We start from the raw sequence: 25,678 nt of genomic DNA, 5'->3' as shown, positions 1-25,678 counted from the left end.
AGACCTCATGTCGGCGGAGCGGGTAGTAGCCCAGTACAACGAGGAGTTCCGCACACCGGGCAGTGCCTTGCGTACGGTCGCCCAGCACATCAAGGACTTCCCGACGCTCGCATCTTGGCATGGCGAGAATTTGGCCAGGCCCCTCTTTGTCGCTGAGCGCGAGATTCGCGAATTCGCCGATGACCTGCAGCACCTCGTCGACATCCTCTTTTCCTTGCCGAACCGGATGTTCGGCGGCGATCTGGACGCATTCCGGTCGGTGCTCGGCATCAGCGACGGCGGCTGGGAAGCGATACGGCGGTTCGGTGACCTACTGCCGCCGTACTATGGCCGGGCCGACATGTACCACGACGGCACGTCATTCAAGCTCCTCGAGACCAATCTGGGGAGCGAGACCGGCGGTTGGGGCCTTGCGAGTGAAATGTCCGGGGCTGCGTTGGAGGTCGACGCCTTCGCCGATTTCGCGCGCCGGAACAGGCTCGGTTACGTGCATCCCGTTCGCGCCGTGGTGGAGGCGTTGCGCCGCTTCGGCGCCCGGGTGGCACCGGGGCGCGACCCGGTGGTGGCCCTGCTGGAATGGCGCGGCGGTCTGACGGACTACGGCGAACTCTGGCTCAACTTCCAGGCCTCACTGCGCCGGGCGGGCCTCGACATCCTGGTGGCCGAGGTCTCCGACGTGCACGAACGCGGCGGGGCGCTCTATCTCGGGGACACGAAGATCGACGTGGTCTACCGCTCCTTCGTCCCGGACCAGATCGCCGAGGAACCCGACGGCTGGGTCCTGGTCGCACCCCTGCTGCGTGCGCACCGGGCGGGCGGGACGCTGCTGTGGACCCCGCTTTCCAGCACCATGTTCGCCAACAAGGCCTGTATGGCACTGCTTTCGGACCCGGCGCGGCGACGCGACCTCAGCGAGGACGAGTGCCGGCTCATCGACCGCGTGCTGCCCTGGACCCGGCTGATCAACACTGACGTACTCAAGACCGACAGCGACCTCGTCGACGAATGCCTGGAGCGGCGCGAGCAGTTGATCCTGAAGGTCAACGCACGCGGGGGCGGATTCGGCGCCGTGGTGGGCTGGGAAACCGACGACGCCACTTGGCGGCGGGCTCTGGAGAACTCCGCCGTCGAAGGATGTGTCGTACAACAGCGAGTGATCCCCCGGCCTGAGCTTGTGGTGGACCCGGTATCCGGGAAAACCGAGGAATGGCATGCGGTCTATGGCATGTTCTACACGCCGCGTGGTTGTGCAGGAGCAGACGCCAGGGTGGTACCGGCCGGTTCGGGCGGGATCATCACCGGCACGTCACATGCCAAGGCGCGCTACGCAACCGTCTTCCATCAGAGCGAGCTGTCCGCCTGGGGCGAGGTGCCTGCCGCGGGCGAATTGCCCGCCGACGCGGCGAAGTAAAGAGAATTCATGGTGCCGCAGCAGACCCCCACGCATTCGGCGTGGCGGCGGATTCAGACGGCCTGGGGGCTGCCGGACCTCGCAGGAAAAGGCCGATTCGTCACGGCCAATCTGATCGACAGCCTGGGAAACGGGTTGGTGATGGCGTTCACCGTCGTCTTTTTCGTGAAGACGACGTCGCTGTCACTGGTCGCCGTCGGTGCCGCGCTGACCGCCGGCCACCTGCTCGCCCTGCCCGTTCCGCCGTTGATCGGGCCCCTGTTGGACAAATTCGGTCCGCGCACTGTGGTCGCTGTCGGTAACTGGGTTTCGGTGGCCGGGTTCATCGGTTTCCTGTTCTCGCACGCGTCCTGGCAGATCGTGCTGTGGCAGTTCGTGGTGCAACTGGGTGCCACCGCCTTCTGGATGGGCAACAGTCCGCTCATCGTGCTGGTCGCCCCCGGCGACGAGCGTGCCCGCTGGTTCGGCTTCGTCCGTGCCCTGCGCAATGTCGGCATCGGTTTCGGCGGCGCCGCGTCCGCGGTGGCTCTGAGCATCGGAACCGTCGCCGGGCTGCGGGCCGTCATGGTGATCAACGCGGTCTCCTTCGCCGTCGCAGGCTGGCTCGTGATCACCTTCCGGGGCGCGGACACGAGCGAGGCAGCCGACGCCGGGCACACAGAGCCGCAGCCGGCTGAGCCGGAGCAGCCACAGGGCGAACGCACCGGACAGCCCTGGGGCGGCTATCGCACCGTGCTAAAGGACACCCGGTATCTGCGGCTGGTCGCGACGAACCTCTCCTTCGCCTTCTCCTCCGCGGTGATCACGGTGCTGCTCGCCGCCTACGTGGCGGACAACCTCGAAGTCGGCTCCTGGATCGTCGGCGCACTCGTCGTACTGAACACGGCCATGGTCGCGCTGCTCCAGACGCTCGCCAGTCGGTGGATCGAGGCCCGCGGGCCGGTGACGGTGCTGGTGCTGGCCCTGCTGTTGAACGCGGCTGCGTTCGTCGTCTTCGGCACGCTCCTCGTGCTGCCCGGCTGGGCGGTGATCGCCGGGCTACTGATCGCGATGGTGCTCTACACCGTGGCCGAGATCCTCGGCTCGCCGCCGACCAGCGAACTGAGCGTGGTGATGGCGCCCGAGCATCTGCGGGGCCGCTATCTGGGCGTCTACCAAATGTCCTGGTCGGTCGGCGGTGCCCTCGCGCCGGCGCTGCTCACAGCGCTGCTGGAGGGCGGTGCGGCGCTGCCCTGGGTGTTCCTTACCGCGATCAGTGTGCTGGCCGTACCGCTCGTGCTCGGCCTCGACCGACGGGCCGCGACCACGAGCAAGGCCGCACCGGCCGGGGACGGCGCCCCCGCGGAGCAGCTCGACGGCGACCCCATCGGCTGAGCATCCCCGCGCCTGTTGAGCGCGCATCGCACTCGACGCCGACCGTCGCCCGGCAGCACACCGGGCGGCGGTCGGCGTTTCGTCAGCCCGGGCCCTGCGGCCTCATGCCGTCCGGCCGGTCACCGGCGCGCAGCCCGCGAGGCCGAGCGCGCCGAGCCGGTGGCTGCCTAGCGGCGATGCCGGCCGCGGCGGCCCACAGCGGTTCCGTGCCTAGCAGCAGGCTGACCCGGGACGGGGACCCGTCCGGCGATGTCCGACGCATCGTCGGCACGGCTACTCCTCGGTCGCCGCGGTCGTGCCTCCCCTTGCCGCTTCTCAAGCCTGCAGTGCCTGTTCGAGCTTGTCGATCAGGCGGGCGAACTCCTGGGGATGACTGACGTGGGCGGCATGTCGTGCGTCCTGGATCTCCACGAACTGACCGTGCGGTAGCAGGTCCGCGAGTCGTCGAGCGACCTCATGGTGATGGGGGGCGGACAGGGAGCCGGCGGCGACAACGGTGGGCGTGTGGACGTCCAGCGGGTCGAAGAACGGCACATTGAAGGTCGGATCCGCCATCTCGGCCAACAGAGACGCTCCGTCGGCAGCGAGATCCGCCGGCTGCGCACGAGCGAGCACCAAGTGACCTGTCCGGCCGAGGATTTCGGTGAGCATCGCGCGAGCCGCCTGCTCGGGTCCTCCGTCGGCTGCGCCGCGGCTGACCGTTTCCTCCCAAGGGTCGGAGGCAGGCCACCACGGCAGCCACCGCACCGGAGGCTCGAACGCGACGACGCCCACGGTCGACTCCGGCAGGCGTGCGGCAGCGGCCAACGCCACCAGCCCGCCATAGCTGTGGCCTACCACCACGGGTGGCGCGTCCAGCTCTGCCAGGACTGCACAGAGATCGTCGACATGTGTCTCCATGGACACGGTCGGACCGCCCATCGCTCGTGAACGGCCCCACCCGCGCCGGTCGTAGCCGACAACCGGACGCCCCGGGAGGTGGTCCACAACCCGCCGGAAGCCGATGCTGCGGTCCATGGAACCGTGCACGAACACCACCGGACGAGCCGCCGCAGTGTCTGCGCCGCCCACCTTGCTGACGGCAGGCCTGACCCGCAGCCCACTCGGCTCCGCGCCCGAAAACCCGCTCACCGCGCTTCCTTCCGCCGGCCCACCAACCGCACTACACCGGCCAGCGTGGGGTCCGTGAGTAGTTCCTCCACTCGGATCTCCATGTCATAGCGCTCTTCGGCGGACACCATGAACTCGGCCATGGCCAGCGAGTCTCCGCCTGCCGAGAAGAAGTCGGTGTCCACCTTGACGGCCGCCTGCGGCAAGCCCAGGCAGGACGAGAAGAGACGGGCAAGCTCCCAGGTGATGTGTGAGGGCTCGTCGGTGCTTTGGGTGCGGTCTTCGGTGGGCTGAGAGACTCCGCGCGGGGACGCCGCGGCCGGCCCGCCCCCGTCCGGTTCGAGCGCCTGGGCGTGAGCCTGCTCCGGCGCATCGTGCCCCGCCTTGCCATTGCGGGTGATGGGCAGCCGTTCGGCGAGGGTGAACGTCGCGGGGACCATCCCGGTGTGCAGGTGCGCCGCGAGGTACTTGCGTACATCGGCCTCACGCCATGCACCAGGCGCTGAGGGCACGACGATGGCCGTCAGCCGACCGTCGCGTTCCGTGACGAGGCACGCGTCCACCCCTGGTGCCCTTTCCAGGATGCGCTCCACTTCGTCCAACTCCACCCGCTGCCCTCGAATCTTGACCTGTCGGTCGCGACGGCCCACGTACTCCAGGACCCCGTCCGCGCGCCACACGCACACATCGCCGGTCCGGTACAGCAGTCGTCCCGGCTCGTCGGCAAACACGTCCGGGGCGAAGGAGTCGGCCATACGCTCCGGGCGGCCGAGGTATCTACCGACGCCCACCCCTGCGATGTACAGCTCGCCAGGGCAGCCGACGGGCAGTAGTTGCCGGTCGTCGTCGAGCACATAGACACGTTTTCCATGAACCGGCCGCCCGATCGGCGGGGTGTCGTCGTCCGAGCACTCGTGCCACGTGGACCAGATCGCGGCCTCCGCGGGCCCGTAGAGGTTGAGCAACCGGCGTCCCGGCACCCGCCATCGGCGCACCAGATCGCCGCGCAACCGCTCGCCGGCGAACGCAGCGATGCGCAGATCGGGTAGCTCCACATGGGGAATCGCGGCCCACACCGAGGGGGTCATGGTTGCGATGGTCACCCGCCGTTCGCGCAACAGGCGCGCCAGGGACGGGCCCGGCATGAGCTCCTCGGTGCTCGCCAGGACGAGGGGCGCTCCGCACAGCAGCGCCATCATGATCTCGAATATGCAGCCATCGAAGTTCAGGGACAAAAACTGCAAGACCCTGTCCTGGGGACGCACCTGGAACACACGTCGCTGGGCAATGTGCAGGTTCGCCAGCGACTCATGGCTGTTGACGATGGGTTTCGGCTGCCCTGTGGTGCCGCTGGTGAACACTACGTACGCGGTGTTGCCCGGCATGACACCTGTGATCGGCGGTTCGGTTGCCGGAGTGGCCCTGTCCAACAGGGTGACAGCCGCGGAGACATCGAGCCCTTCGATCCGGTCGGCCGTCATGTCGTCGGTGAGGACCACCCGCACGTGGGCCTGCTCGAGCATCGTCTTCAGGCGTTCGGTGGGGCACGCGGCGTCCGCCAACAGGAAGGCGCCGCCCGCCTTGGCGACCGCCAGCAGCGCCACGACGAGGTCCACGGATCGTCGCATGGTGATGGCGACGACGGACTCGGGTTCGATGCCGAGCTCGCGCAGGTGGTGTGCGTTGCCGTTCGCGAGCGCGTCGATCCTGGCGTACGAGTAGGGCACGCCTTGGTCTTCGACCGCCGTGGCGTCCGGTGTCAGACGGGCTCGTTCCTCGAACAGCAGATGCCAGCAGACCGAGGCGGAGGTGCCAGCCAGGGCGCCGGTTTCGTTCCATTGGGTGATCAGCTGGTGCCGTTCGAGTTCGGTGGGCGTCGTCGGCTCTTGGGGGACATCCTGCATGCCATCCGGTGGGTCGATGCCGGGCGCGTTCTCCCTGGGGCCGCGCTGAACGGTCATCCCGGCGTGGGCCCGGGACCGCGTGTTGCCATGCGGCCCCCACAGGACGGCGTCTGACGGCCCGTCGAGCGGAGTGAACTCCTGGTACTGCTCGATGAAGCCCTGAATCGCCCATCCGGCCAGTCGTTCCGCGAAGGGCGCGCCGAGGCAGTAGTGCGCTCCCGCTCCGAAGCCCAGGTGACGCCCCTCCCTGCGGCCTATGTCGAAGACGAGCGGCTCCGTGAACTTCCGCGGGTCGAGGTTGGCAGCGCCAAGAAGCACGATGACGCTCGCTCCGGCCTTGAGCCGCGTTCCCCCGACCTCGACATCGCGCACCACATGGCGTCCCACGTACTGACTCGATCCGTCGATGCGCATCAGCTCGTCCACCGCGGAGTCGATGAGGGACGGCTCGGCGCGCAGTCGCTTGAGCTGCTCAGGCTGCTCGGCGAGCAGCAGTAGACCGGTGGATACCAGGTGAGTGAGAGTCTGATAGCCGCCGGCGAGCAAAACCATGGCGTTGGCCGCGACCAACTGCAGTAGTTCCTCGGGCGGTTCTCCAGAGGAAACCGGGCAAGGGCTGAAGTCGCCCTGCAGACCGGTCGCGAGGGCGGACAGGAGGTCGTCACCAGGCGTGACCAAACGCTCGGCCGTCAGCCGGCGCAGCCCGGCGAGTGCCTCGTCGATAACCGGAACGATCTCGATGTCCGTCCGGCTGGGAAACGTGGACACACTGCTCAGCAGCCGCTCGTAGGCATCCGCCCATCGGGTCAGTTCCTCGCCCCGGCCGTCCATGCCCAGCAGATACGTCATCAGGCGTGTCGGCAACCGCTCGGCGAAGTCCGTTACAACGTCGACGGTCCCATGGTCGGGCAACGAGCGCAGCAACTCGGCGACCATGTCCCGCATCGCGGCATCGTGCCGCCGCACGCTCGCCCGGGTGAACTGCCCGCGCAGCGCGTCCCGGATTCTGGTGTGCTCGGGCGGATCGCTGAACAGGAACTGCGCCGAAAGCATTTCTGCGGTCGGCAGGAAATGTTCCATGCCGCGCTGCTGCAGATCTCCGGGGGCATGATGACGGGCAGAGGAGAAGACCCGGCCGTTGGAGAGGATCTCGGCCGCTTCGGAATAGCCGGAGCAGACCCAGACACCTCCTACTTCGTCGTAGAAGATCGACGGGAGCTCCGCAATCGCGTTCCAGTACAGTTGCGGATCGGCAATGACGTCAGCACGCCGAAGGTTGTGGACTCCGTGTCGCACACGGTCATAGCCAGAAACGGGTGCGGGACTCCTGGAAGCCACTATCTTTCCCAGTTCATCTTCGCCGGGGGTCATCTTGTCACGTCCCTCGCTGGTGTCTCGTGATCTGGTCTGTGTGGCAGGGCGCGCCAGGCCGGTACGGTCGTACGGCGGGGAACCCGGGATCTCGATGACGTTGGCGGTGTTGATCTGCGTGTTCATTGGGTCAGTTCGATACAGGTCGTGGAGCCCGCATCCGCAGGGTGCCGGTGCTCGACCAGGACGACACTTGTGCTGTCGGTGTTGCTCATCGCTGTGCGTCCGCCTCCAGGGCCTCGGCGAGGCCCGCGACGGTGGGGTTTCTGAAGACCAGCACCGGTGGGACCCGGCGCCCGATTCGCTCGCTGAGTCGGCCCGCGACCGTGGTGATGGTCAACGAGGTGCCGCCGACGTCGAAGAAGTCGTCCTGCGGCCCGAAGCCCTCCTCGACGCCCAGGCACTCCCGCCACACATCGGCGACGAGGAGCTGCTGCTTGGTGACGGCCCGGCGGGTGGCGGGGGCCGGGGCGGGCACAGGGCGCGGGACGGGCAGCGCGGTGCGGTCGACCTTGCCGTTCGGGGTGAGGGGGATCTCGTCGATCACGGTGTAGCTCTGCGGCAGCATGTACGGCGGCAGTTGCTCCGCCAGGTAGGCGCGCAGTTCCGCCGGGTCCGGGGTGGGCCGGTCGGGATGCTCGAGGATCAGGTAGGCCGCCAGCTGGTCCACATCGGTGCTGGTGCGGCGTACGGCCACCACGCAGTCGGCGACGGCCGGGTGGCTCTGGAGTGCGGACTCGATCTCGCCGAGTTCGATGCGAAAACCGCGCACCTTGACCTGGTGGTCGTTGCGGCCGAGGAAGACCAGATTTCCGTCGGGCAACAACCGGACCACGTCGCCCGTGGCGTACATACGGGCGCCGGGCTCCCCGGCGTACGGGTCGGGCAGATACGCCGCTGCCGTGCGGGCCGGCCTGCCGAGATAGCCGCGGCCGACCGCGCTGCCGCCGACGTACAGCTCACCGCGACAGCCCGGGGCGACCGGGCGCAGCCGCGGGTCCAGCACGTAGAGGTGCGCGTTGTCGGTCGCCCGCCCGAAGGGGACGCTCGGGCGATGGCTGTGCCGGTCGAGCAGTTCCTCGGTGATCGGGCAGAACGCCGAGGTGACGGTCGCTTCGGTGGGCCCGTACTCGTTGAAGACCTGGCATCCCGGCGCGGTGGAGGACAGGATGCGGCGGGCCACATCGTGCGGCACGGCCTCGGCACCGGTGAACACCAGGCGTACGGAGCCGAGTCGGGGAGCGGGATCCGTACCGGACTCCAGCAGGATCCGCATCTGCGAGGGCGTCGCGTTGAGCGTGGTGATGCCGCGCTCGGCGACCTCGCGCAGGAACTCCTCGGGGTCGTAGGCGGCGGTGGGGCTCGCCAGGTGCAGTTCGGCGCCGGACACCAGGCACTGGAAGATCTCCCAGACCGAGTTGTCGAACGCCACCGAGTGGTTGAGCAGGGCCCGGTCCTGCCCGGTGAGCCGGCATAGCCGCTGGTTCCACTCCAGGAACCCGGTGATGTTGGCGTGGGTGATCGCGACGCCCTTGGGGTTGCCGGTCGAGCCGGACGTGTAGATCACGTAGGCGAGGTGGTGGGGCCGTGCCTCCTCGGCCGGTCCGGGATCCACCCCGGGCTCCTGGTCCACCGCCACGACCCGCACGCCGTCGCCGAACAGGGCCGACGCGGGGTGCCCCGGGTCCGCGACGACCAGGCGTACGCCCGAGTCGGCCAGCAGGTACCGCAGTCGGTCAGCCGGGTAGCCGGGGTCGAGCGGCACGTAGGCACCGCCAGCCTTCAGCACGCCCAGCAGGGCGACCACCAGCTCCACCGACCGTTCCAGACAAACGCCTACCAGGCTTTCGGGGCGCACGCCCCCGGCACGCAACTCCCGGGCCAGGGCCGAGGCCCGCGCATCGGTCTCGGCGAACGTCAGCGACCGGCCGTCGCCCACGACGCAGATCGCGTCCGGGGTGGTCCGCACCTGGCGCTCCCACAAGCGGACCAGGGTGGTCGGCCCGGGCAGCGGCTCGGCCAGGTTGCCGATGGAGAGGGCACGAAGCTCTTCGCCCGAGACGATCTCCAGCTCGGACAGTCGGGCCGTGGCGCCGGACACCATCTGCTCGATCACCCGCAGGAAGTGCCGGCCGAGGCCCCTGACGAAGTCGGCTTCGAACAGGTCGGTGGCGTACTCGATGGAGATGCTGAGGTCACCGGCCCCGGCGGCGTGGTCCGTCACGTCGAATGCGAGGTCGAAGCGGGCCGTGCCGAGCCGTCCCTCCAGCTCCTTGCGGTCGTACAGCTCGGTGAGGTGACCGGCCCTCGGCTCCTCGTGCAGGGCGAACAGCACCTGGAAGAGCGGGTTGCGGCTCAGATCGCGCTCCGGGCTCAGCTGCGCCACGAGCTTCTCGAAGGGCAGCTCCTGATGCGCGTACGCCTGTCGCGCGACCTCGCGGACCCGGCCCAGCAGCTCGCGCCAGGTCGGGTCACCGGACAGGTCGGTGCGCAGGACGACGGTGTTCACGAAGTAGCCGACCACATCGTCCAGTTCCGGGCGAGGTCGGCCGCCTATCAGAGTGCCGACGGCGACATCGCTCTCGTCGGCGTACCGTCCGAGCAGCACCTGCAACGGGGCCAGCAGGCTCATGAACAGGGTGACACCCTCGGCCCGGCACAGCGTGCGCAGTTGGTGCGCCAAGTCGGCCGGGATGCACAGTAGTTCGCGACGTCCGCGGTGACTTGCGACGGCCGGCCGGGGGCCGCTGGTCGGCAGCTCCAGGACGGGCACTCCGGACAGGCGGGTGCGCCAGTGGTCGAGCAGCCGCTCCAGCTCGGCGCCGGTGACTCGCTCGCGCTGCCATGCCGCGTAGTCGGCGTACGTCACGGGCAGCGGTGCCAGGGCGGGGCGACGGCCGGCGGCGAGCCCCGTGTAGAGCTCGCCCAGTTCCCGCACCATCAGGTCCACCGATGCGCCGTCGCAAGCTATGTGATGAAGCGTCAGCAACGTAACGTCCCGACTCGGGGTGCGCAGCACGTCCGCCCGCAGCAGCGGTGGGCGGTCGAGGGCGAAGGGGGCGCGGATCCGCTCGGTCACGAGCGCGTCCAGGTCCTCCTCGGCGACCTCGGTGCGGCGCAGCGGCACCGGTCCCGGCTCGCGCAGTTCGGGACGGACCCGGCCGTCGACGCCGACGAGGGCCGTGCACAGCGCCGGGTGCCGTTGCACCAGCGCGGACAGGCAGTCCTCCAGCAAGTTCAGGTCCACGCGACCGCCGGGCATGCCCAGGGCGACCGGCAGGTGGTAGGCGGGCACCGCGTCGTTCAGCTGCTCGAAGAACCAGATCCGCTCCTGGCCGAAGGAGAGTTCGGCGGTCGCCGCCGCGGGAATCGGCTCGTCGTCCGCGGGCGCCATGCCGTCCAGGGTGGCAGCGAGCGCGGTGGGCGTCGGATGCGCGAAGACCGACTGGGCGTCGACCGGCAGATTGAGCTCCGCACGCAGCCGGGCCACGACCCGTACCGCGGTGAGCGACTGGCCGCCCAGGCCGAAGAAGTCGTCGTACGGGGACACGTCGTCGAGCCCGAGCACCTCGGCCCACACGCGGCACACCGCCGCGGTGTGCGGCGGCAGCGGGGCGGCGTCGGGCATCGGCCCGCGCGCCCGGACCGGGCCGTGCGGGAGCCGCTGCACGGCGCCGCGGTCGGTCTTGCCCGCGGGGGTGCGGGGCAGCGCGTCGAGCACTGCGTAGCCCTGGGCCACCATGTGGGCGGGCAGACGCTGCGCGAGGTGGTCACGGACCTGGCGGGGCAGGTCCTCGGATACATGCCGCTCCTCGGATACGTTCCGCGCGTCGTGCGCGGGCACGAGGTACGCCACCAACTGGTCGCCGCCGGGTGCCTCGCGGTCGACGACCACCACCGCGTCGGTGACGAGGGGGTGGCTGCGCACACAGGCCTCGATCTCGCCGAGCTCGATGCGGAAGCCGCGCACCTTGACCTGGTGGTCGTTGCGTCCCAGCACCTCCAGCATGCCGCCGGCGGACCAGCAGGCGAGGTCGCCGGTCCGATACAGGCGCCCGGAGGGGTCTCCGAACGGGTCGGGCACGAACCGGTCGGCGGTCAGCGCGGGACGGTTGAGGTAGCCGCGCGCCACACCCGAGCCGCCGATCCACAGCTCGCCGGTGACTCCTGGGCCGGCCTCCCGCCCATCCTCGTCGACGACGTGCAGTCGGGTGTTGGACAGCGACGTGCCGACCGTGACCCGGTCGGCCACGGCGTCGATACGGGCGGCGGTGGCCCACACCGTCGCCTCGGTCGGCCCGTACAGGTTCCACAGGGTGCCGCCGGTGGCGAGCAGGTCGCGGGCAAGCTGCGGATCGAGCGGCTCGCCGCCCGACAGCAGCACGCGGCCGTGCCCGTCCGTCCAGCCGGATGCCAGCAGCATCCGCCAGGTGGTGGGAGTCGCCTGTACGACGCTCACACCCGCCTCGGCGATGGTGGCGGCCAGCAGCTCGGGGTTGGTGTTGGCGGCCTGCGGCGCCATCACCACTGTCGCTCCCCGGGTCAGCGGCAGGAACAGCTCCAGGATCGAGATGTCGAACGACAGCGGGGTCAGCGCGAGGACCCTGTCGTCCGCCCCGAGGCCGGGGCGTTCGGCCACACTCCGCAGGAACGAGGCGAGCGCCGCGTGGTCGACGGCCACGCCCTTGGGCAGGCCCGTCGAACCGGAGGTGTAGATGACGTAAGCCAGGTGGTGCGGGTGTGCCACCGGGGCCACCTGTGCGGCAGGTTCCGCGCGAACGTCTTCACGTTCCGCGGGAATGTCCTCGACCAGCAGGACGTCGGCCACGCCGGACGCCAGGGCCTGCGCGCGGTGGTCCGTGTCGCACAGCCACAGCCCCGCCCCCGAGTCGGTGGTCATGTGCCGCAGCCGGTCGGCCGGGTAGCTCGGATCGAGCGGCAGGTACGCGGCGCCCGACTTGAGGATGCCGAGCAGGGCCACGACCATCTCGACCGAGCGGCCGAGACAGACGCCGACCAGGTCCTCCGGTCCGATGCCGCGTACCCGCAGCTCGGCGGCGAGTGCCGTGGCCCGCCGGTCCACGTCGGCGTAGGTGGCGCGGTGTGCTCCCGCGACGACGGCGACCGCGTCGGGTGTCGCGGCTGCCTGCTGCTCCCACAGTGCGACGAGGGTGGTCGGCGCCATGAACGATCCTTTCTCAGCCCCGTGCGGGGAAGGTGCGCGTAATCGTCTCTGCCAGCTGTCGTTCCGCACCGCGCACATACAGGTGGGGGGCGCCCGGGAACAGGCGCAGTTCGAAGTCGGCAGATGTGTGTTTGCGCCAGTCGGTGAGCTCCGTCTCGTCGACGCTGTGGTCGTCCGAGCCGGCCAGAACGGTCAGGGGACAGGGCAGGGGTGCCTCGGCCTGGTGCGTGTACGTCTCGCACAGCGTCAGGTCCGCGCGCAGCAGCGGCAGCAGCAGCTCCTGCAACTCGGGATCCACGCCGTCGAAATCGGCTGTGGCGAGCAGTTCGTCGTCCGGCAGAGTGTGCCGAGGGTCGCGGTCCGGCAGGCCGGGGGCGCGCATGCCCGACAGGAACAGGCGGTCGGGTAGGGGCGCGCCGAGTGCACGCAGCCGCCGGGCCGTCTCGAAGGCGATCAGGGAACCCATGCTGTGCCCGAAGAAGGCGTACGGCAGTTCCGTGTGGTCCGCGATCAGCGGCGCGAGCGCGCCCACGGCCTCGTCCAGGGACGTCAGGGCCGGTTCGGCGAACCGGTTCTCCCGGCCGGGCAACTGGACCGTACACACCTCGACGGAGTCCGGCAGGTAGTCCGCCAGCCGGTAGGCGGACGCGCCGGCTCCGGCGTGCGGAAAGACGAACAGGCGCCGCTGCGCGCTGAGTTCACGGCTGCCGAGCCCGCGCATCCAGGTCGCCGCGAGGCCAGTTGCCGTCATCGTGACACTCGCACGGAGAGCGGGGTCAGGTTGGTCCACACCTGCTCGATGTGGTCCAGGCACTCCTGGCGGGTGCCCTGCGTGCCGGTGGGGGTCCAGCCGGAGGGCAGGGCGCGGTCGGCGAACCAGACCGAGTACTGCTCCTCGTGGTTCACCACCACGGCGTACCGGTCCCCGGCGTCGGCGCGGCGCGGGGCGGGGGAGGCGCTCACGTGTCAGACCCCCACCCCGGTGAAGAAGTCGCTTTCGTGGTGGCCCCGGCCCGCGGCGATGACCCGGTCGTGCACCCACTTGCCGACGGCGAGGTCGAGTACGCCGAGTCCGAACGGCGAGAAGATCGCCGGGCGCCCGTGGTCCCGGCGCAGCCGTCCGCGCAGCAGGTCGCCGAGGGTGCCGTCGATGAAGTCCCGGTTGCCGGTGCGCTGTTCGGTCAGGTGCAGCGAGGTGCGCTCGCGTACGGCGTGATCGATGTCGTCGGTGAAGTTCTGGGCGGCGAGGATCATCTCGGGGGCGAAGTCGCGCAGGGACAGGTGCAGGACCACCGGGTTGTGCGCCAGCAGCCGGGTGGCGTGCAGGTGCGGTTCGCCGGCCACGGTGGTCAGCAACACCAGGTCGCAGTCGGTGAAGGCGTTCTCCACCGTGTCGGCGACCACGATCTCGGCCGCGGTGTGCTCGGCCATGACGGCGCCGAAGCGGCCCGCCGCCGCCGGGTCGAGGTCGAAGAGCCGGAAGCCGTCGATCTTCCAGTCGAGGTCACGCAGGAACCGCCATACGTGCTGGGCGATCAGACCCGTGCCCACGATGCCGACTCGGCGGGCACGGCGCGCGCCGAGCAGCGTCTGCGCGCCGAGAACCGCGGAGGCCGCGGTCCGCGTCGCCGAGACGATGGAGGACTCCATGCAGGCGAACGGGTAGCCGGTGACGCAGTCGTTGAGGATGAGCGTGGCCGAGGCGCGGGGGATTCCGTGCTGCGTGTTGTCCGGAAAACTGGCGATCCACTTGTTGCCGGCGACCTCGAACTCGCCTCCCAGATAGGCGGGCAGGGAGATGATGCGCGACCGGTTCTGGTGCGGGAAGCGCAGGAACGAGCTGTGCGGGTTCGAGCTCTGTCCGGCGTCGTGCGCGAGGTAGGCGGCACGGACGACCTCGAGGAGCTCCGGACGATGACGGTCCGTCTCGGCGGCGACGTCGCCCGCGCCGATCACGGTCATGGGCGGTGGGGCCAGGGTGGACACGGGGTGGTTCTCCTTCACTTGACGGCCAGGGCTTCGATACCGGGGGGCTGTACCGCTTCCGCGCGCACTTGCTGGACCCACGCGGGGTCGTAGACGGTCTGGGCGTATGCATGGCCGCGGTCGGCGGCGATGAAGGCGACCCGGGGACGACGTACACCGGATCGGGGTGCGCCGGGACGAGGTGCGCCGGGACGGTGACGTGCGAAGTAGTCCTGGACGGCGGCATAGGTGCTTCCGGTCGAACCGCCTGCGTACAAGCCGTACTTGGCGACCAGGTCACGGCAGGCCTCGACGGCGCGCACCTCGGAGACGATCTCGACGTGGTCGATCAGCGCCTCACCACACAGCGGCGGCACGATGCTGGATCCGATGCCGGGGATCAGGCGCTTCTTCGGCGGGCCCCCGAAGATCACCGATCCCTCGGTGTCGACAGCGATGACCACACAGCCCGGGTACGTCTCCTTGACCCGGTGGGAGAGCCCGGCGATCGTGCCGCCCGTGCCCACGCCGACGAAGAGGTAGTCGAGTGGACCGGCCTGCGCGATCAACTCGCCCGCGGTGAAGTGGTAATGCGCGTCGCGGGCGTCAGGATTGGCGTACTGGTTGGGCCAGTAGGCCGAGTCGAGGTCGACCAGGAGTTCCTGAACCCGGGACAGCCGGGACTTCAGGTAGTTGTCCGCCGCATCACGGATGGAAACCTTCTCCACTCGTTCGCACAGCAGCCGGAGTTGGGCCTCGGTGGCCTCGTTGCAGTTCGGATCGATGACCGGGACGAACGAGATGCCGAGCATTCGGCAGTAGAAAGCCAGGGCCAGCGCGAAATTGCCGGACGACGACTCGACCACTGTGGTGTCGCGCGCTATCTCCCCGCGACTGATTGCCTGTTCCAGAATCCACAGTGCCGAACGGTCTTTGGTGCTTCCGGCGGGATTGCAGAATTCCAGCTTGGCGACGAGGTCGCACTGCTCGTCCGCAAGGGGAATCAGCGGGGTTTCCGTGAGGCCTCTGCGGAGTTGCTTTGTCCGTTCCATCAGAAATTGATTAGCGCGCCTGTGGAGCATGGGCAGAGTGTGGCACGGGGTCGATCGAGGCGGCTCAACTGCGACTCAAGTGCGGTGCAGTAAAAGGGTGTCGGGGATAAAGGAGATGCTGGGCCGTCACTTCACAGGGCGCTGGAGACCAGGCGAATGCGCTGGAGGTCTGGCGCCGTCCGTAAGGCGCGAAGGGACTTCCCGTTGAGTTGATCAGATGAGCCTGCCCTGGGCTGGACGAGTACTTCCGAAGTACCGGACGGACGAAGCGGATCGGACTACCGGACGGACGAAGGGAACCGGACCTGCACGCTACGTTGAGCGCATGACCTACGTGGAGAACAAGACCGAACGCATCAGGCCGCAGCGGTTCCACGAGGCGGCGGGCGTTGAGGACTGGCGCGTCGTGAGCGAGGGGGCGTGTGCGTAAAATTCGCCTCAGTCGGAGCCTGGGCTTCGGGCGCATCTGATCCGGCCAAAGCACGAAGGCCGGAGCCCGCAAGCTACCCGTGGCAGCCGGGCTCCGGGCGGTGAGAGGCAGACGGCTGAACCAGGAGGCCGCTTTTGGGCGACTGGCGCGCTGCACTCTCCCATTCGGACAGCTCAAGCATTCCCGGGCGGACAGCGATCCTGCGTGTTAGGCGGCGCGGCTAGGTCACTTTCTGGAGCTCCCTGCGAGCCCTTCGACGAGCGTCCAGCATCACTCGTAGCGAGCCCACCATCGGCGGTGATACGGACCCGCGCAGCAACCGGTCTCCGCGCGCGAGCGCCGCATCAGCGGTCAACAGCTCGATCTCGATGACCGCCTCCAACAGCACCCCGTTGGGGTTCGCGGTCAGGGCGGGCAGTTCCTTGGCCGTGAGCAACGAGGCACGGGCTGCCTCGATCTGGCTTTCCAGCAGCTCCCGTACGCCCGGTGATTTGCGCCCTCTTGTGAGGTCTTGCTCCGTCACCGAGAAGTGTTCCAGCGTCTCCATCGGGATGCCCAGCCGCCCTTCGGCCAGGTCCTCGGCGAGGTCGTTCACGAAGTCCAGCCGCTGGCTGCCGTCGATGAACATCCGACACCCCGCCCGGAAGGTCCCGTCGTCGTACTCCGGGCCGAGCAGGGACGCGACCAGCATGAAGGCAGGCAGCGAATAGGCGTCGACATAAGCCTGATAGTCGGCCTCTGTGGCGAAGCCGGTGAAGTCCAATTCGGCGGCAGCGGTGGAGAGGTACTCCTGCACCACCTCCCGGAGCCGGGGGAACGCCGCCGTGGTGTGCAGCAGCGTGCGGATCAACGCATCGTTGCTCACGCCGCTGTCCAGCGCCTTGCGGACCGCCTGCTTCCACGACTCCCACGCGGCAATTCGCTGCGGCTTCGCGCCGGTGTCCAGCAGGTTGTCTCCGTTGTGCATCACCGCCGTTGCCGCCACCACATGGGGCAACACCGTCTTCGGCAGTAGCAGACGGGCCGCGAGATATGAGGCACGCCGAAAGCGCGCCACGGACTCCCGCTGCGCGCTGTAATGCCGCCTCAACTCCGCGTCTTGGATACCCGCAGCGTCCAAGCTCTGACTCCACGCGCTCATATGCTGATCGTAGGGGAACGCTTCGGGTGAGGGTGCCGCACGGGGCCGCCGGGCCATCCGAGAAGGCGTTTCCGGCGCGCCACTCGTTCTCTCGTTGGATCGCGGCGTGCCTGACCGGATAGCGAAGATCGTGACGCGACTGCCCCGCATGAAGAGGGTTGTTCAGGTCTGGGACGAAGCGGAGCAACGCCTCGCTGGGGGGTGCTGCCTTCTGGCGGAACTCGGGAAAGCGGTGGCGAAGCAGTACGGTTCCGCCGCCCCTCCGATGTGGCAGTACCGAAGTCTCTTCGACCGCGTCCCCTGCGTCTTCTAACCACCACGCCCGAAGTAGGCCACATCGAGCACGCAGTTCGGCTGGCGGCATCTGGGGAGCTGCCGAACTCGGTAAGTGAGTACTCCACCTGGGGAATCAGCGCGGGAGCGCCGAAGACCTCGACAGCAGGACGCGTCCGCTCGCGCCCGCGAGCAGCAGTCCCGCCACCATGCAGACGAGGCTGAGGGCGGGGCCGGAGGTCCAGTCGACGTGGCCGGCGCGGGCGGTGAGGACGACGGTCAGGGCGACGCCGGTGCCGGGGAGGGCGATAAGGGCGGGGCGGGTTCGGGTCAGGTCGTCCTCGGCGAGGGCGCCCAGGATGCCGACTCCGAGGGCGAGGGCCCATACGCCGAGCGTCTGTGCGTCGAGGCGGTTGGTGTGCCAGGGCACGAAATCGGCCCAGAATCCGGGGCGGGCCAGCAGGCCGGTGCCGATGCCCAGCCATGCCGAGCCCAGTACGGCCAGGGGCGGTTTGGACCAGCCGGGCAGCGGCTCGGCGGGCGTGTCGAACTGCCGGGCGGGGACGCGGTGTTGCAGGGCCAGGGAGACCACGGCCCACACGCAGAGCAGGCCCAGGACGAACATCCAGCCCAGGCTGAACAGTACGGATACGACGGGACCGCCCTCGGCGATGTACAGCTGGCCCGCGCTCAGCAGGGTCACGGTGAACAGGCCGACCAGGACGATGGCCGACGGGTACAGCAGGGTGCGGACTTCCTCCCAGCGCTCCGCCCGGCCGACGGCGAACAGGCCCGGCGCGGTGCCCAGCATGGCGGCGCCGATCAGGCCCGGATTCAGTGACGCGGGGGAGGGCCAAGCACCGAAGACATGGCCGGTGAGGCCTACGGCCGCCAGGAGTCCACCGATGAGAAGGCCGGTCAGGGCAACCGCCGTGGACAGCATGGCAACGGCTGCGGTCAGCGGGCGTCCACCGGAGGCTGCCCGGGCGGGGGAGTCGGATGCCTGTGTCATGGGGGCTCCGGTTGTGGGGCGGGGGTCAAGCGACAGGGGAGGAGATGCGGGATGACGGCGTGGCAGCAGGGGCGGCGCTCGCCCGCTTGCGCAGCTCGCGGGCGTACATCACGCGCAGGCTCACCACGGAGGTGGCCGCCGTGGCGAGGACGCCGCAGCCGATGGCGAGGCCGGCGGAGAGTGCCGTGTGGTGGTCGAGACCGAGGGTGCGCTCGAAGACCGGGGTCGCGCATACGGACAGCACCGGGGCCAGGCACAGCGCCGTCAGGTGCAGCCGCCACTCCTCCCTGGGCCAGGTATGCCCCTGCCGTCCCGCGCGCCGGGCGCTGACGGCCATCACGGCGTAGGTGACGGCATACGGCAGCAGGTACGCGAGCAGCAGACGCCGCCCGACCGCTCCGAAGTCCAGGTACGAGTACACGATCCAGGCCAACGCGGCGGCGCCGGCCAGGTGGGCTGCGGCCAGCACCGGAAGCGGCGCCCACGACCCCGACACCCCGTCGACCGCTGTACGCCGGTCGAGTGTGCGTGAGGCGATGAGCGCGCCGAACGCGACCACCGACCCCAGATGCATGATCGCCACCTGGTTGATCTCTTCCATGGACAGTCCTGGCAACAGCCGCGGCAGGCCGCCCCACTCCAGGCGCAGCAGGGGTGCGGTCAGCAAGAAGCCGTAGCAGAGCAGCATCCACCGCTGGTGCAGGTCCGGGAAACCGCCGACGGCGGCCAGGATGCCGAAGGTCACGCTCTGCACGGTGCCCACCAGGATGGTGGCGAGCACGATCCAGAACGCCGCCCCGCTGAAGGCGTCTTCCGGAGCGGTGCGCGCCAGGTACAGTCCGGCGCCCGCCATCGAGGCGTACACCGTGACCGCGAAGACCACGCCGAGTATGCGGTGCACACGCGTACGTCGGCGTGCCGCCGTCAGCAGCTGCGCGGGTCCCAGGAGCATGAGCAGGCCGCCGAGCACCGAGTGCACGATCATCGGGATCAGGCTGTGCCGGTACGGCTCGATGCGGGTGGCCAGGGCGTCGGCGACGTAGCGCGGAGACACGGTCTGGGCCATGACCCACTCGCCGAACGCGGGGGCGCCGGGGCTGGCGTACGGCCACAGTTCGGTCATCGCGATCGGCGCGTAGGCGACGCACACGACGGTCACCGCGACAGCGGCCCCACGGCGCCACATGCTGCTCGTCGGACGGCGCAAGGCAACCCTCCTGCTCCTGGCCGCTGCTCGGCCGACCGATGGTCTCGATTGGATAGTCCAGGCTGGACTGTCGAGACGGTAGAGCGGGCTGTCGGCGAGGTCAACGGTCCGTCGCGGTCGGGAATCGTCAGGAATCCGTGGACGTGCGGTCGTTCCGGTGCCGCACCCATGTCCAGAAGTCGACCATCATCCGCTCATAACGGATCCCGAACTCCAGCGCCTCGCGTTGCCCGGGCGTCAGGAGTTCCCCGACCTCGTCGGCCAGTTCCTCGTACGAACGCAGCGCTTGCCGGTGCTCGTCCACCTGGACCGGGGACAGTACCTCCGGCCGCCCGCCGAACCAGAGCTTGAGGATGCCGCGCTCCCTGGCCTCCACCGGCACGAACTCCGGATCGGCGAGCCACTCCTGAAGGGCGGCGCGACCCTGTTCCGTCAGTGCCAGCACCCTGCGGTTGCGCCCGCTCTCCTGCCGTACGAGGGACAACAGCCCTGCCTCCAGCAGTCGGTCGCACTGGGCGTACACCTGCGCGTGCGGCACCGACCAGAACGGCGCCACCGTCCGCGCCGCCTCCCCCTTCACGTCGTAGGCGCTCGCCTCGCCCAGCTTGTCGATGATCCCGAGCACGAGGTACGAGGAGGTCGTCAACCGTACGTCAGCCATGGAGGGACGGTATCGCCACAGGTGGCGGCGGTGGGCTGAGTCCCAACGCTCCGCCAAAGGCGGGGAACGGAACATCCTGGCGGGGGTGTCGTCGTTGAGCCGCGCATGAAGATCATCGCTACCGCCGCGCTCGCCGGCGCTGCTCTCCTCACCGCCGTCATCCCCGCCTCGGCGGATGACGGGCCCATCGACTTCGGCATCTTCCAAGGTGTCAACGACACCAAGGGCTCGAATTCCACGGACTCGACCCCGGCCTGGGGGCAGACGAACAGCGAGTCGAACGGGACCGTCCCGAAGCCGGCGCTGGGAATGCTGGTGAACGACCTGCTCTCATCCGGCCGGCAGTGACCGTCCACCCCGGCAGACGCCGGCCGAGGCCCTGACGCTGGTACTCCACCCTGACGGAGATCTTGTTGATACGGCCGACGCGGCAGGCATCGCACACCACCCACACCGGCGTGCCGATGTCGTGTCCGGCCCCGTCGATCATCCGGATGCGGCGCCTGCCCGTCGGCCAGTGGAGGGAGCTCAGTTCCTGGCACCCGCTTCGACAAGGGGGCCCACATCCTCCCCGGCACCGTCACCGTCGCAGCCATCGGACTCTGGCTCCGACCATGGTCCGCAGGGCCGGCCCTAGTTGTCGAACCAGACCACCAGACGGACGTTCTCGGCCCCGTGGCGCTTGGCAAGCATGGCCATTACCGACCAGACGTCACCCCACTCCTCGTCACGCACGACCTGGCGCCGGGTGAGAGGTGCCTCCGGCGCGGACGGGCGTCTGATTGCCTCTGTGCTGTCCCAGTCAGTCTCGGCCAGTTCGGCCCAGCTGATCCACGATGGACTGTGCGCGTCCTAGTATTCCCACTCGAAGGCCCGCGTTGCAGCGCGTGAGGCGTCTCGCGGAAAGCCACGCTGCGCTGCAAGCAGCTCGAGGGATCGTCCACGGAAGCCGAAGAGGCAGCCGAAAGCGGCATAGGACCGGCCCTTGTGGACATGATCCAGAGCGATCGCCGGATGCCAGCGCAACTGCGGAGCACCGGTGCGTTGGCTGACGGAGGTGGCAGGTGGCGGCGAAGACGTGGGCTGCCAACGGAGGGCTGGTTCCCGGTGAGACGAGCCGGTTCTTCCTGGTGCTGAGCGCGTGGTCGTCTTCCTCGGCGCTGATCAGCTACAGCTTCACCCGGGCCGACCTGCCGGTTGCCTGCGCCTCTGAACCCTAGGGCCCTTTTCACGTTTCGGCCGGACGCCTTGCTGATCGCACGCAACCGACGACGAGCTGGACATCGCCGCTGTGATAGTCCTGAAGATCAGGTCGAGTTGGGAATCACCCTTCAGTCCTCGCGGTCGCGCAGGCCGACGCAGTCAAAGGCCCAGAAGGCCTCTGAGTAGACGAAAGTGCCCGTCATCCACGGCTCGTGAGCGGACAACCGGGCGACTTGAAACGCGGCTTCAGGGATCCGCAAGGACGGCGAACGAAAGCCCACCGCGCTGGCACCCTCGAAGCCGCGCGCGCCGTAGTAGCGCGGCGAACCCTCCAGGAATACCAACGGCACACCCCGGCTGTCGGCCGCATCGAGGGCGTGGGCGATGAGCTGCGTACCGATGCCCTGACGCTGGAACTCCGGGACCACGCCCAGCGGTGACAACGACAGGACGTCCACGATCCGGCGCGGAGCGTCCAACCGCGTCGCGCTCAGCAGGACATGCCCGACGACCCGGCCATCAACGACTGCGACGAAGGGCATCGGCGCCAATGCAGCCTCCGCAACGCGAAGTGCCTCCACGAGCCCGGGAACCCGATCGCTGTCACCGAACGCGCGCGTATGAACCTCGCGCACATCTACGTGATCGTCAGCCGTCTCTTGCCGGATCACCAGCCCGGCACCACCGGGAGCGATCCGGGAGCCTTCAGGCGCATCGCTGGATGTCATGGCCGCGAGGATAGATCGCGGGGCGGCTCATCCGCGCGACAATTGCGCACCAGGTCGTCAGCCTTCATGCTGCTCGAAAGGCCGGTCGATTCTGGAGGGCTGATCTTCCGTGGATCTACTCCAGTGATCCAGCGCGTTCCAGGTGGCGAAGGTGTGAGGGTGCTCAGGCCCCAGTACCCGCTGCCGAACTGGCAGTAGTTCGGCGATCTCGGCCGCTGCGCTCGCCGCGTCTCCCGATTCTCCCCGCCAACGCGCCAGTTGGTACCAGGTTTCGAGGGTGTCGGGGTGGTCGGGCCCCAGTACCCTCTCGAAGTCGGGTAGTAGCTCGGCGAAAGCTTCCGCGGAGCTGGCCGCGTTGCCTGCTTCTCCGCGCCAGAAGGCCAGTTGATACCGGGTGTGCAGGGTGTTGGGGTGGTCCTCTCCGTGCACCCGCTGCCGGACGGGGAGCAGTTCGGCGTAGTCGGCCGCCGCGCCTGCCGGATCCCCCGATTCTCCCTGCCAGCGGGCCAGTTGGTGCCGGGTAGCGAGCGTGTCGGGGTGCTCGGGTCCCTGGATGCGTTCTCGTATGGGCAGCAGTTCGGCGAAGTCGACGGCTGCGCCAGCCGGGTCTCCCGCACGTCCCCGCCAGAAGGCAAGCTGGTACCGGCCTGTGAGAGTTCTGGGATGCTCGGGGCCGCAGACGCGCACCCAGAGAGGCAGCAGTTCGGTCAGCGCCTCTGCGGCGCCTGCCGGGTCTCCCGCACGCCCCTGCCAGCGGGCGAGCTGTTGCCGGGTGGCGAGGGTGTCGGGATGCTCGGCGCCCAACACGCGTTCTCGTACCGGGAGCAGATCAGCCAGTGCCTCCGCCGTGCCGGCGACATCCCCCGATTCTCCCCGCCAGCGGGCTAGCTGGTTTCGGGTGGCCAGGGTGGCAGGGTGCTCGGGTCCCTGGATGCGTTCTCGTATGGGCAGGAGCTCGGCGAATGCCGTCGCTGCGCCTGCCGGATCTCCCGCCTCTCCCTGCCAGCGGGCCAGGTTGTGCCGGTTGGCGAGGGTGTCGGGGTGCTCAGCCCCTAGCACCCGTTCGCTGATGGGCAGCAGCTCAGCCAAAGACTCCGCAGTAGCGGCGGCATCCCCTGCCTCCCCTCGCCAGACGGCCAGCTGGTGCCGGGTGGCGAGGGTGTCGGGGTGCTCAGCCCCTTGCACCCGTTCGCTGATGGGTAGCAGCTCAGCCAAAGACTCCGCAGTAGCGGCGGCATTACCTGCCTCCCCCTGCCAGACGGCCAGGTTGTGACGTGCCGCGAGGGTGTCGGGGTGCTCGGTTCCCAGCGCCCGCTCCAGGAGAGGCCGGAGCTCGGCGAATGCAGCCGCGGCGCCTGCGGCATCCCCTGAGCGACCTCGCCAGAAGGCCAGATCGTGCCGCGTGGCGTGGGTTTGGGGGTGGGCGGGGCCATGCAGGCGCTCGCGGATGGGCAGCAACTCGGCGAGCGCTGCCTCGGCTCCGGCGGCATCCCCTGTCTCTCCCCGCCAGCGAGCCAGTTGCTGCCGGGTCGTGAGGGTGTTGGGGTGCTCCGCTCCGCGAACCCGCTCCATGAGGGGCAGGAGCTCAGCGAACGCCGCTGCGGCACCGGCTACTTCCCCTGCCCGTCCCCGCCAGGAGGCGAGGTCGTGGCGGGTGGTGAGAGTGTCAGGGTGTTCAGCGCCGAGGACCTGCTCCCGGACGGGCAGGAGCTCGGCGAAGGCCTTGGCGGCTCCGGCTGCATCCCCTGCGCGTCCCCGCCAGGAAGCCAGGTTGTGCCGGGTGGCGAGGGTGTCGGGGTGCTCCGCTCCGCGGGCCCGCTCCACGAGGGGTAGGAGCTCAGCGAACGCGGTCGCGGCACCGGCTGCATCTCCTGAGCGGCCCCGCCAGAAGGCCAGTTCGTGGCGGGTGGTCAGGGTGTAAGGATGCCCGGCGCCCCGGACCCGCTCCATGAGGGGCAGGAGGTCAGCGAACGCGGCCGCGGCACCGGTCACTTCCCCTGCCTGCCCCCGCCAGAAGGCCAGGTCATGCCTGGTGATGAGGGTATGGGGGTGCTCGGCGCCGAGGACCTGCTCGCGGACGGGCAGAAGCTCGGCGAGAGCGATGGCGGCACCGGCTACTTCCCCTGCCTGCCCCCGCCAGGTGGCCAGGTCGTGGCGGGTGGTGAGAGTGTCAGGGTGTTCAGCGCCGAGGACCTGCTCGCGGACGGGCAGGAGCTCGGCGAGAGCGATGGCGGCACCGGCTACTTCCCCTGCGCGTCCCCGCCAGGAGGCCAGGTCATGCCGGGTGGTGAGAGTGTCGGGGTGTTCGGCGCCCTGCACCCGCGCCACGACGGGCAGCAGCTCAGCCAGCGCCTTCGCGGCACCGGCCGCATCCCCCGCTTCCCCACGCCAGAAGGCCAGCATGTGCCGGGTGGCGAGGGTGTCGGGATGCTCAAGGCCGTGCAGGTGAACGCAGGCATTCAGGCGGGAGGTGTACAGCCGGATGGCCTCGCGGAAGTCACCTCCCTCGGCTGCCGCTTCGGCGGCTGCCCGCAGGGCGGTGAGATCGTCCGCGGCGCTGGGGCTGGATGCAGGGTTGTCCGGTGTGTTGTTCCGGACAACCTCTTCTGTAAGGACGTCTTCGACGAGGTCGTGAGTGATCCGCCGCAACGTCTGATCGTCGCGGTCATTGACGGCCACGACCCGGGCCAGTGCCTCGTCGATGTCGTCTCCGACCGGATCGGTGGTGGCGAGATGGGCGGCCCCGAGAACAGGGTCGTCGTATCCCGTAATGGTGTCGCTGGTGGCACCCGTACGCAGCCGGTCGAGTTCGTCGGTGAGCTGGTCGACCTGGGCTTGGACTCGGGCGGCGAGCTCCTCGGCCTGGCGTTGCTTCTCCTGGGCGCGTTGGAGTTCCTGCTGGGCGCGCTGTTCCTGTTCTTGAGCGCGGGTGAGCTGCTGCTGAGTCTGCACAAGTGCGCCGGCGTCGGCGTGTGCGGCGTGCAGTTGGTCGCGTTCGCTGGTCAGGTCGGTGATCCGCCGCTCCAACCCATTGATCATCGACAGGAGGACCATGACGAGTTTCGCGGAGTTCCCGGCCGCCTCGCGTAATTCGTTCTGCTGTTCCAGGGAGCGGGTGAGCCGGTCGTAGATCTCGACCTGCTGGGCCCGGACCTCGGCGAGTTCGAAAGCGGATGTGGCGGAGGGTTGAGGCTTCACCGGCGAGGGGTGAGCGGCGGCCCGCAGCAGCTTCCCGGCTTCGGCCATGCGGCGTTCCCGCAGCCTCGGTTCGGGGACCGTTGCGCGGATCAGTGCGGACACAAACTTCTTGTCGGGGACCTTGCCGCCGAGATAGTCGCTGATCCGGGTCTTGGAAACGTGGATCTCGCCTGCCAGCCCGTTCAGGGTCTTACCGCTGGCGTCGACCTGTGCGCGCAGAAAGTCGGCGAGTGCGTTTGCCTCCGCGCTCTCGGCCCGGATCGGCCCCCACGGCCTGCCTGCCCGCCCCGCCATCGGTGATTCCCCCTTGCCACGTCGGGCTTCGTTGTCCGCGACTGTCCCGGAACAACCCTCCGTTTTCCGGACTCTACCTGCGGCAATGTCACGGACGGGCGTGAACTACTCAACCGCGCGGCACAGTTGCCTCACCGCACACCGCGGACCCCATCGAAC

General features: G+C 69.1%; 17 protein-coding genes and 1 pseudogene. 4 read left to right on the top strand and 14 right to left on the bottom strand.

The genetic code is table 11. The features are described from left to right. Positions 1 to 7: 7 nt before the first annotated feature. On the top strand, positions 8 to 1,411 hold the full coding sequence (locus ACWGDB_RS07170; RefSeq protein ID WP_453821488.1) for a hypothetical protein: 1,404 nt from the start codon (positions 8 to 10) through the stop codon (positions 1,409 to 1,411). A gap of 9 nt (positions 1,412 to 1,420) precedes the next feature. Beyond that, complete coding sequence (locus ACWGDB_RS07165) at positions 1,421 to 2,785, top strand: MFS transporter (protein WP_453821487.1); 1,365 nt, start codon at positions 1,421 to 1,423, stop codon at positions 2,783 to 2,785. 102 nt (positions 2,786 to 2,887) lie between these two features. Here ACWGDB_RS07165 and ACWGDB_RS07160 read toward each other — a convergent pair. The 12 genes and pseudogenes from ACWGDB_RS07160 to ACWGDB_RS07105 all read right to left on the bottom strand — a co-directional run. After that, positions 2,888 to 3,050: pseudogene (locus ACWGDB_RS07160) on the bottom strand (EamA family transporter); the annotation flags it as partial. 50 nt (positions 3,051 to 3,100) lie between these two features. Next, positions 3,101 to 3,814, bottom strand: coding sequence for an alpha/beta fold hydrolase (locus ACWGDB_RS07155; RefSeq protein ID WP_453821641.1), 714 nt, complete (start codon positions 3,812 to 3,814; stop codon positions 3,101 to 3,103). 98 nt (positions 3,815 to 3,912) lie between these two features. After that, the gene (locus tag ACWGDB_RS07150) at positions 3,913 to 7,296 is read right to left on the bottom strand and encodes an amino acid adenylation domain-containing protein (protein ID WP_453821486.1); all 3,384 of its coding nucleotides are present in this window, start codon (positions 7,294 to 7,296) and stop codon (positions 3,913 to 3,915) included. An 85-nt stretch (positions 7,297 to 7,381) separates the two neighbouring features. Further along, the gene (locus ACWGDB_RS07145) at positions 7,382 to 12,355 is read right to left on the bottom strand and encodes an amino acid adenylation domain-containing protein (protein ID WP_453821485.1); all 4,974 of its coding nucleotides are present in this window, start codon (positions 12,353 to 12,355) and stop codon (positions 7,382 to 7,384) included. A gap of 13 nt (positions 12,356 to 12,368) precedes the next feature. Then, the gene (locus ACWGDB_RS07140; RefSeq protein WP_453821484.1) at positions 12,369 to 13,106 is read right to left on the bottom strand and encodes a thioesterase II family protein; all 738 of its coding nucleotides are present in this window, start codon (positions 13,104 to 13,106) and stop codon (positions 12,369 to 12,371) included. After that, positions 13,103 to 13,318 (bottom strand): MbtH family protein, encoded by a 216-nt coding sequence (locus tag ACWGDB_RS07135; protein WP_453821483.1) that lies wholly within the window; start codon positions 13,316 to 13,318, stop codon positions 13,103 to 13,105. The genes ACWGDB_RS07140 and ACWGDB_RS07135 overlap by 4 nt, the downstream gene beginning before the upstream one ends. A gap of 3 nt (positions 13,319 to 13,321) precedes the next feature. Then, a complete protein-coding gene (gene sbnB, locus ACWGDB_RS07130) occupies positions 13,322 to 14,317 on the bottom strand; it encodes a 2,3-diaminopropionate biosynthesis protein SbnB (protein WP_453821640.1) in 996 nt (331 codons plus the stop codon). 38 nt (positions 14,318 to 14,355) lie between these two features. Then, entirely contained in the window at positions 14,356 to 15,402 is a 1,047-nt protein-coding gene (sbnA, locus tag ACWGDB_RS07125) for a 2,3-diaminopropionate biosynthesis protein SbnA (RefSeq protein ID WP_453821482.1), read from the bottom strand. Between the two features lie 620 nt (positions 15,403 to 16,022). Continuing rightward, on the bottom strand, positions 16,023 to 16,943 hold the full coding sequence (locus ACWGDB_RS07120) for a squalene/phytoene synthase family protein (protein WP_453821481.1): 921 nt from the start codon (positions 16,941 to 16,943) through the stop codon (positions 16,023 to 16,025). 409 nt (positions 16,944 to 17,352) lie between these two features. Continuing rightward, positions 17,353 to 18,228 carry a hypothetical protein gene (locus tag ACWGDB_RS07115; RefSeq protein ID WP_453821480.1) on the bottom strand — a complete coding sequence of 292 codons (876 nt, stop codon included), beginning with the start codon at positions 18,226 to 18,228 and terminating at the stop codon, positions 17,353 to 17,355. Between the two features lie 25 nt (positions 18,229 to 18,253). Then, positions 18,254 to 19,435: a DUF2306 domain-containing protein gene (locus tag ACWGDB_RS07110; RefSeq protein WP_453821479.1), complete on the bottom strand. Its 1,182-nt coding sequence runs from the start codon at positions 19,433 to 19,435 to the stop codon at positions 18,254 to 18,256. Positions 19,436 to 19,562: 127 nt separating this feature from the next. After that, a complete protein-coding gene (locus ACWGDB_RS07105) occupies positions 19,563 to 20,096 on the bottom strand; it encodes a PadR family transcriptional regulator (RefSeq protein WP_453821478.1) in 534 nt (177 codons plus the stop codon). A 105-nt stretch (positions 20,097 to 20,201) separates the two neighbouring features. On the opposite strand from ACWGDB_RS07105, the gene ACWGDB_RS07100 reads away from it, so the two are divergent. Beyond that, positions 20,202 to 20,444, top strand: a complete 243-nt coding sequence (locus ACWGDB_RS07100; RefSeq protein WP_453821477.1) for a hypothetical protein — start codon at positions 20,202 to 20,204, stop codon at positions 20,442 to 20,444. A 716-nt stretch (positions 20,445 to 21,160) separates the two neighbouring features. Continuing rightward, positions 21,161 to 21,316 carry a hypothetical protein gene (locus ACWGDB_RS07095; protein WP_453821476.1) on the top strand — a complete coding sequence of 52 codons (156 nt, stop codon included), beginning with the start codon at positions 21,161 to 21,163 and terminating at the stop codon, positions 21,314 to 21,316. A 111-nt stretch (positions 21,317 to 21,427) separates the two neighbouring features. On the opposite strand, the gene ACWGDB_RS07090 is transcribed toward ACWGDB_RS07095, so the two are convergent. Continuing rightward, positions 21,428 to 21,970, bottom strand: coding sequence for a GNAT family N-acetyltransferase (locus ACWGDB_RS07090; protein ID WP_453821639.1), 543 nt, complete (start codon positions 21,968 to 21,970; stop codon positions 21,428 to 21,430). A gap of 114 nt (positions 21,971 to 22,084) precedes the next feature. Next, positions 22,085 to 25,519, bottom strand: a complete 3,435-nt coding sequence (locus ACWGDB_RS07085; RefSeq protein ID WP_453821475.1) for a tetratricopeptide repeat protein — start codon at positions 25,517 to 25,519, stop codon at positions 22,085 to 22,087. Positions 25,520 to 25,678 lie beyond the last annotated feature (159 nt).

Source organism: Streptomyces sp. NPDC055013 (assembly GCF_053608645.1).
This window is presented reverse-complemented; position numbering and strand designations above follow the sequence as displayed.

What these genes read in the sequence shown, in the direction of transcription:
- ACWGDB_RS07170 (WP_453821488.1), top strand. Translation starts at nt 8, where the DNA reads ATGTCGGCGGAGCGGGTAGTAGCCCAGTACAACGAGGAGTTCCGCACA.
- ACWGDB_RS07165 (WP_453821487.1), top strand. Translation starts at nt 1,421, where the DNA reads ATGGTGCCGCAGCAGACCCCCACGCATTCGGCGTGGCGGCGGATTCAG.
- ACWGDB_RS07150 (WP_453821486.1), bottom strand. Translation starts at nt 7,296, where the DNA reads ATGAACACGCAGATCAACACCGCCAACGTCATCGAGATCCCGGGTTCC.
- ACWGDB_RS07145 (WP_453821485.1), bottom strand. Translation starts at nt 12,355, where the DNA reads ATGGCGCCGACCACCCTCGTCGCACTGTGGGAGCAGCAGGCAGCCGCG.
- ACWGDB_RS07140 (WP_453821484.1), bottom strand. Translation starts at nt 13,106, where the DNA reads ATGACGGCAACTGGCCTCGCGGCGACCTGGATGCGCGGGCTCGGCAGC.
- sbnB (WP_453821640.1), bottom strand. Translation starts at nt 14,317, where the DNA reads ATGACCGTGATCGGCGCGGGCGACGTCGCCGCCGAGACGGACCGTCAT.
- sbnA (WP_453821482.1), bottom strand. Translation starts at nt 15,402, where the DNA reads ATGCTCCACAGGCGCGCTAATCAATTTCTGATGGAACGGACAAAGCAA.
- ACWGDB_RS07120 (WP_453821481.1), bottom strand. Translation starts at nt 16,943, where the DNA reads ATGAGCGCGTGGAGTCAGAGCTTGGACGCTGCGGGTATCCAAGACGCG.
- ACWGDB_RS07115 (WP_453821480.1), bottom strand. Translation starts at nt 18,228, where the DNA reads ATGACACAGGCATCCGACTCCCCCGCCCGGGCAGCCTCCGGTGGACGC.
- ACWGDB_RS07105 (WP_453821478.1), bottom strand. Translation starts at nt 20,096, where the DNA reads ATGGCTGACGTACGGTTGACGACCTCCTCGTACCTCGTGCTCGGGATC.
- ACWGDB_RS07100 (WP_453821477.1), top strand. Translation starts at nt 20,202, where the DNA reads ATGAAGATCATCGCTACCGCCGCGCTCGCCGGCGCTGCTCTCCTCACC.
- ACWGDB_RS07085 (WP_453821475.1), bottom strand. Translation starts at nt 25,519, where the DNA reads ATGGCGGGGCGGGCAGGCAGGCCGTGGGGGCCGATCCGGGCCGAGAGC.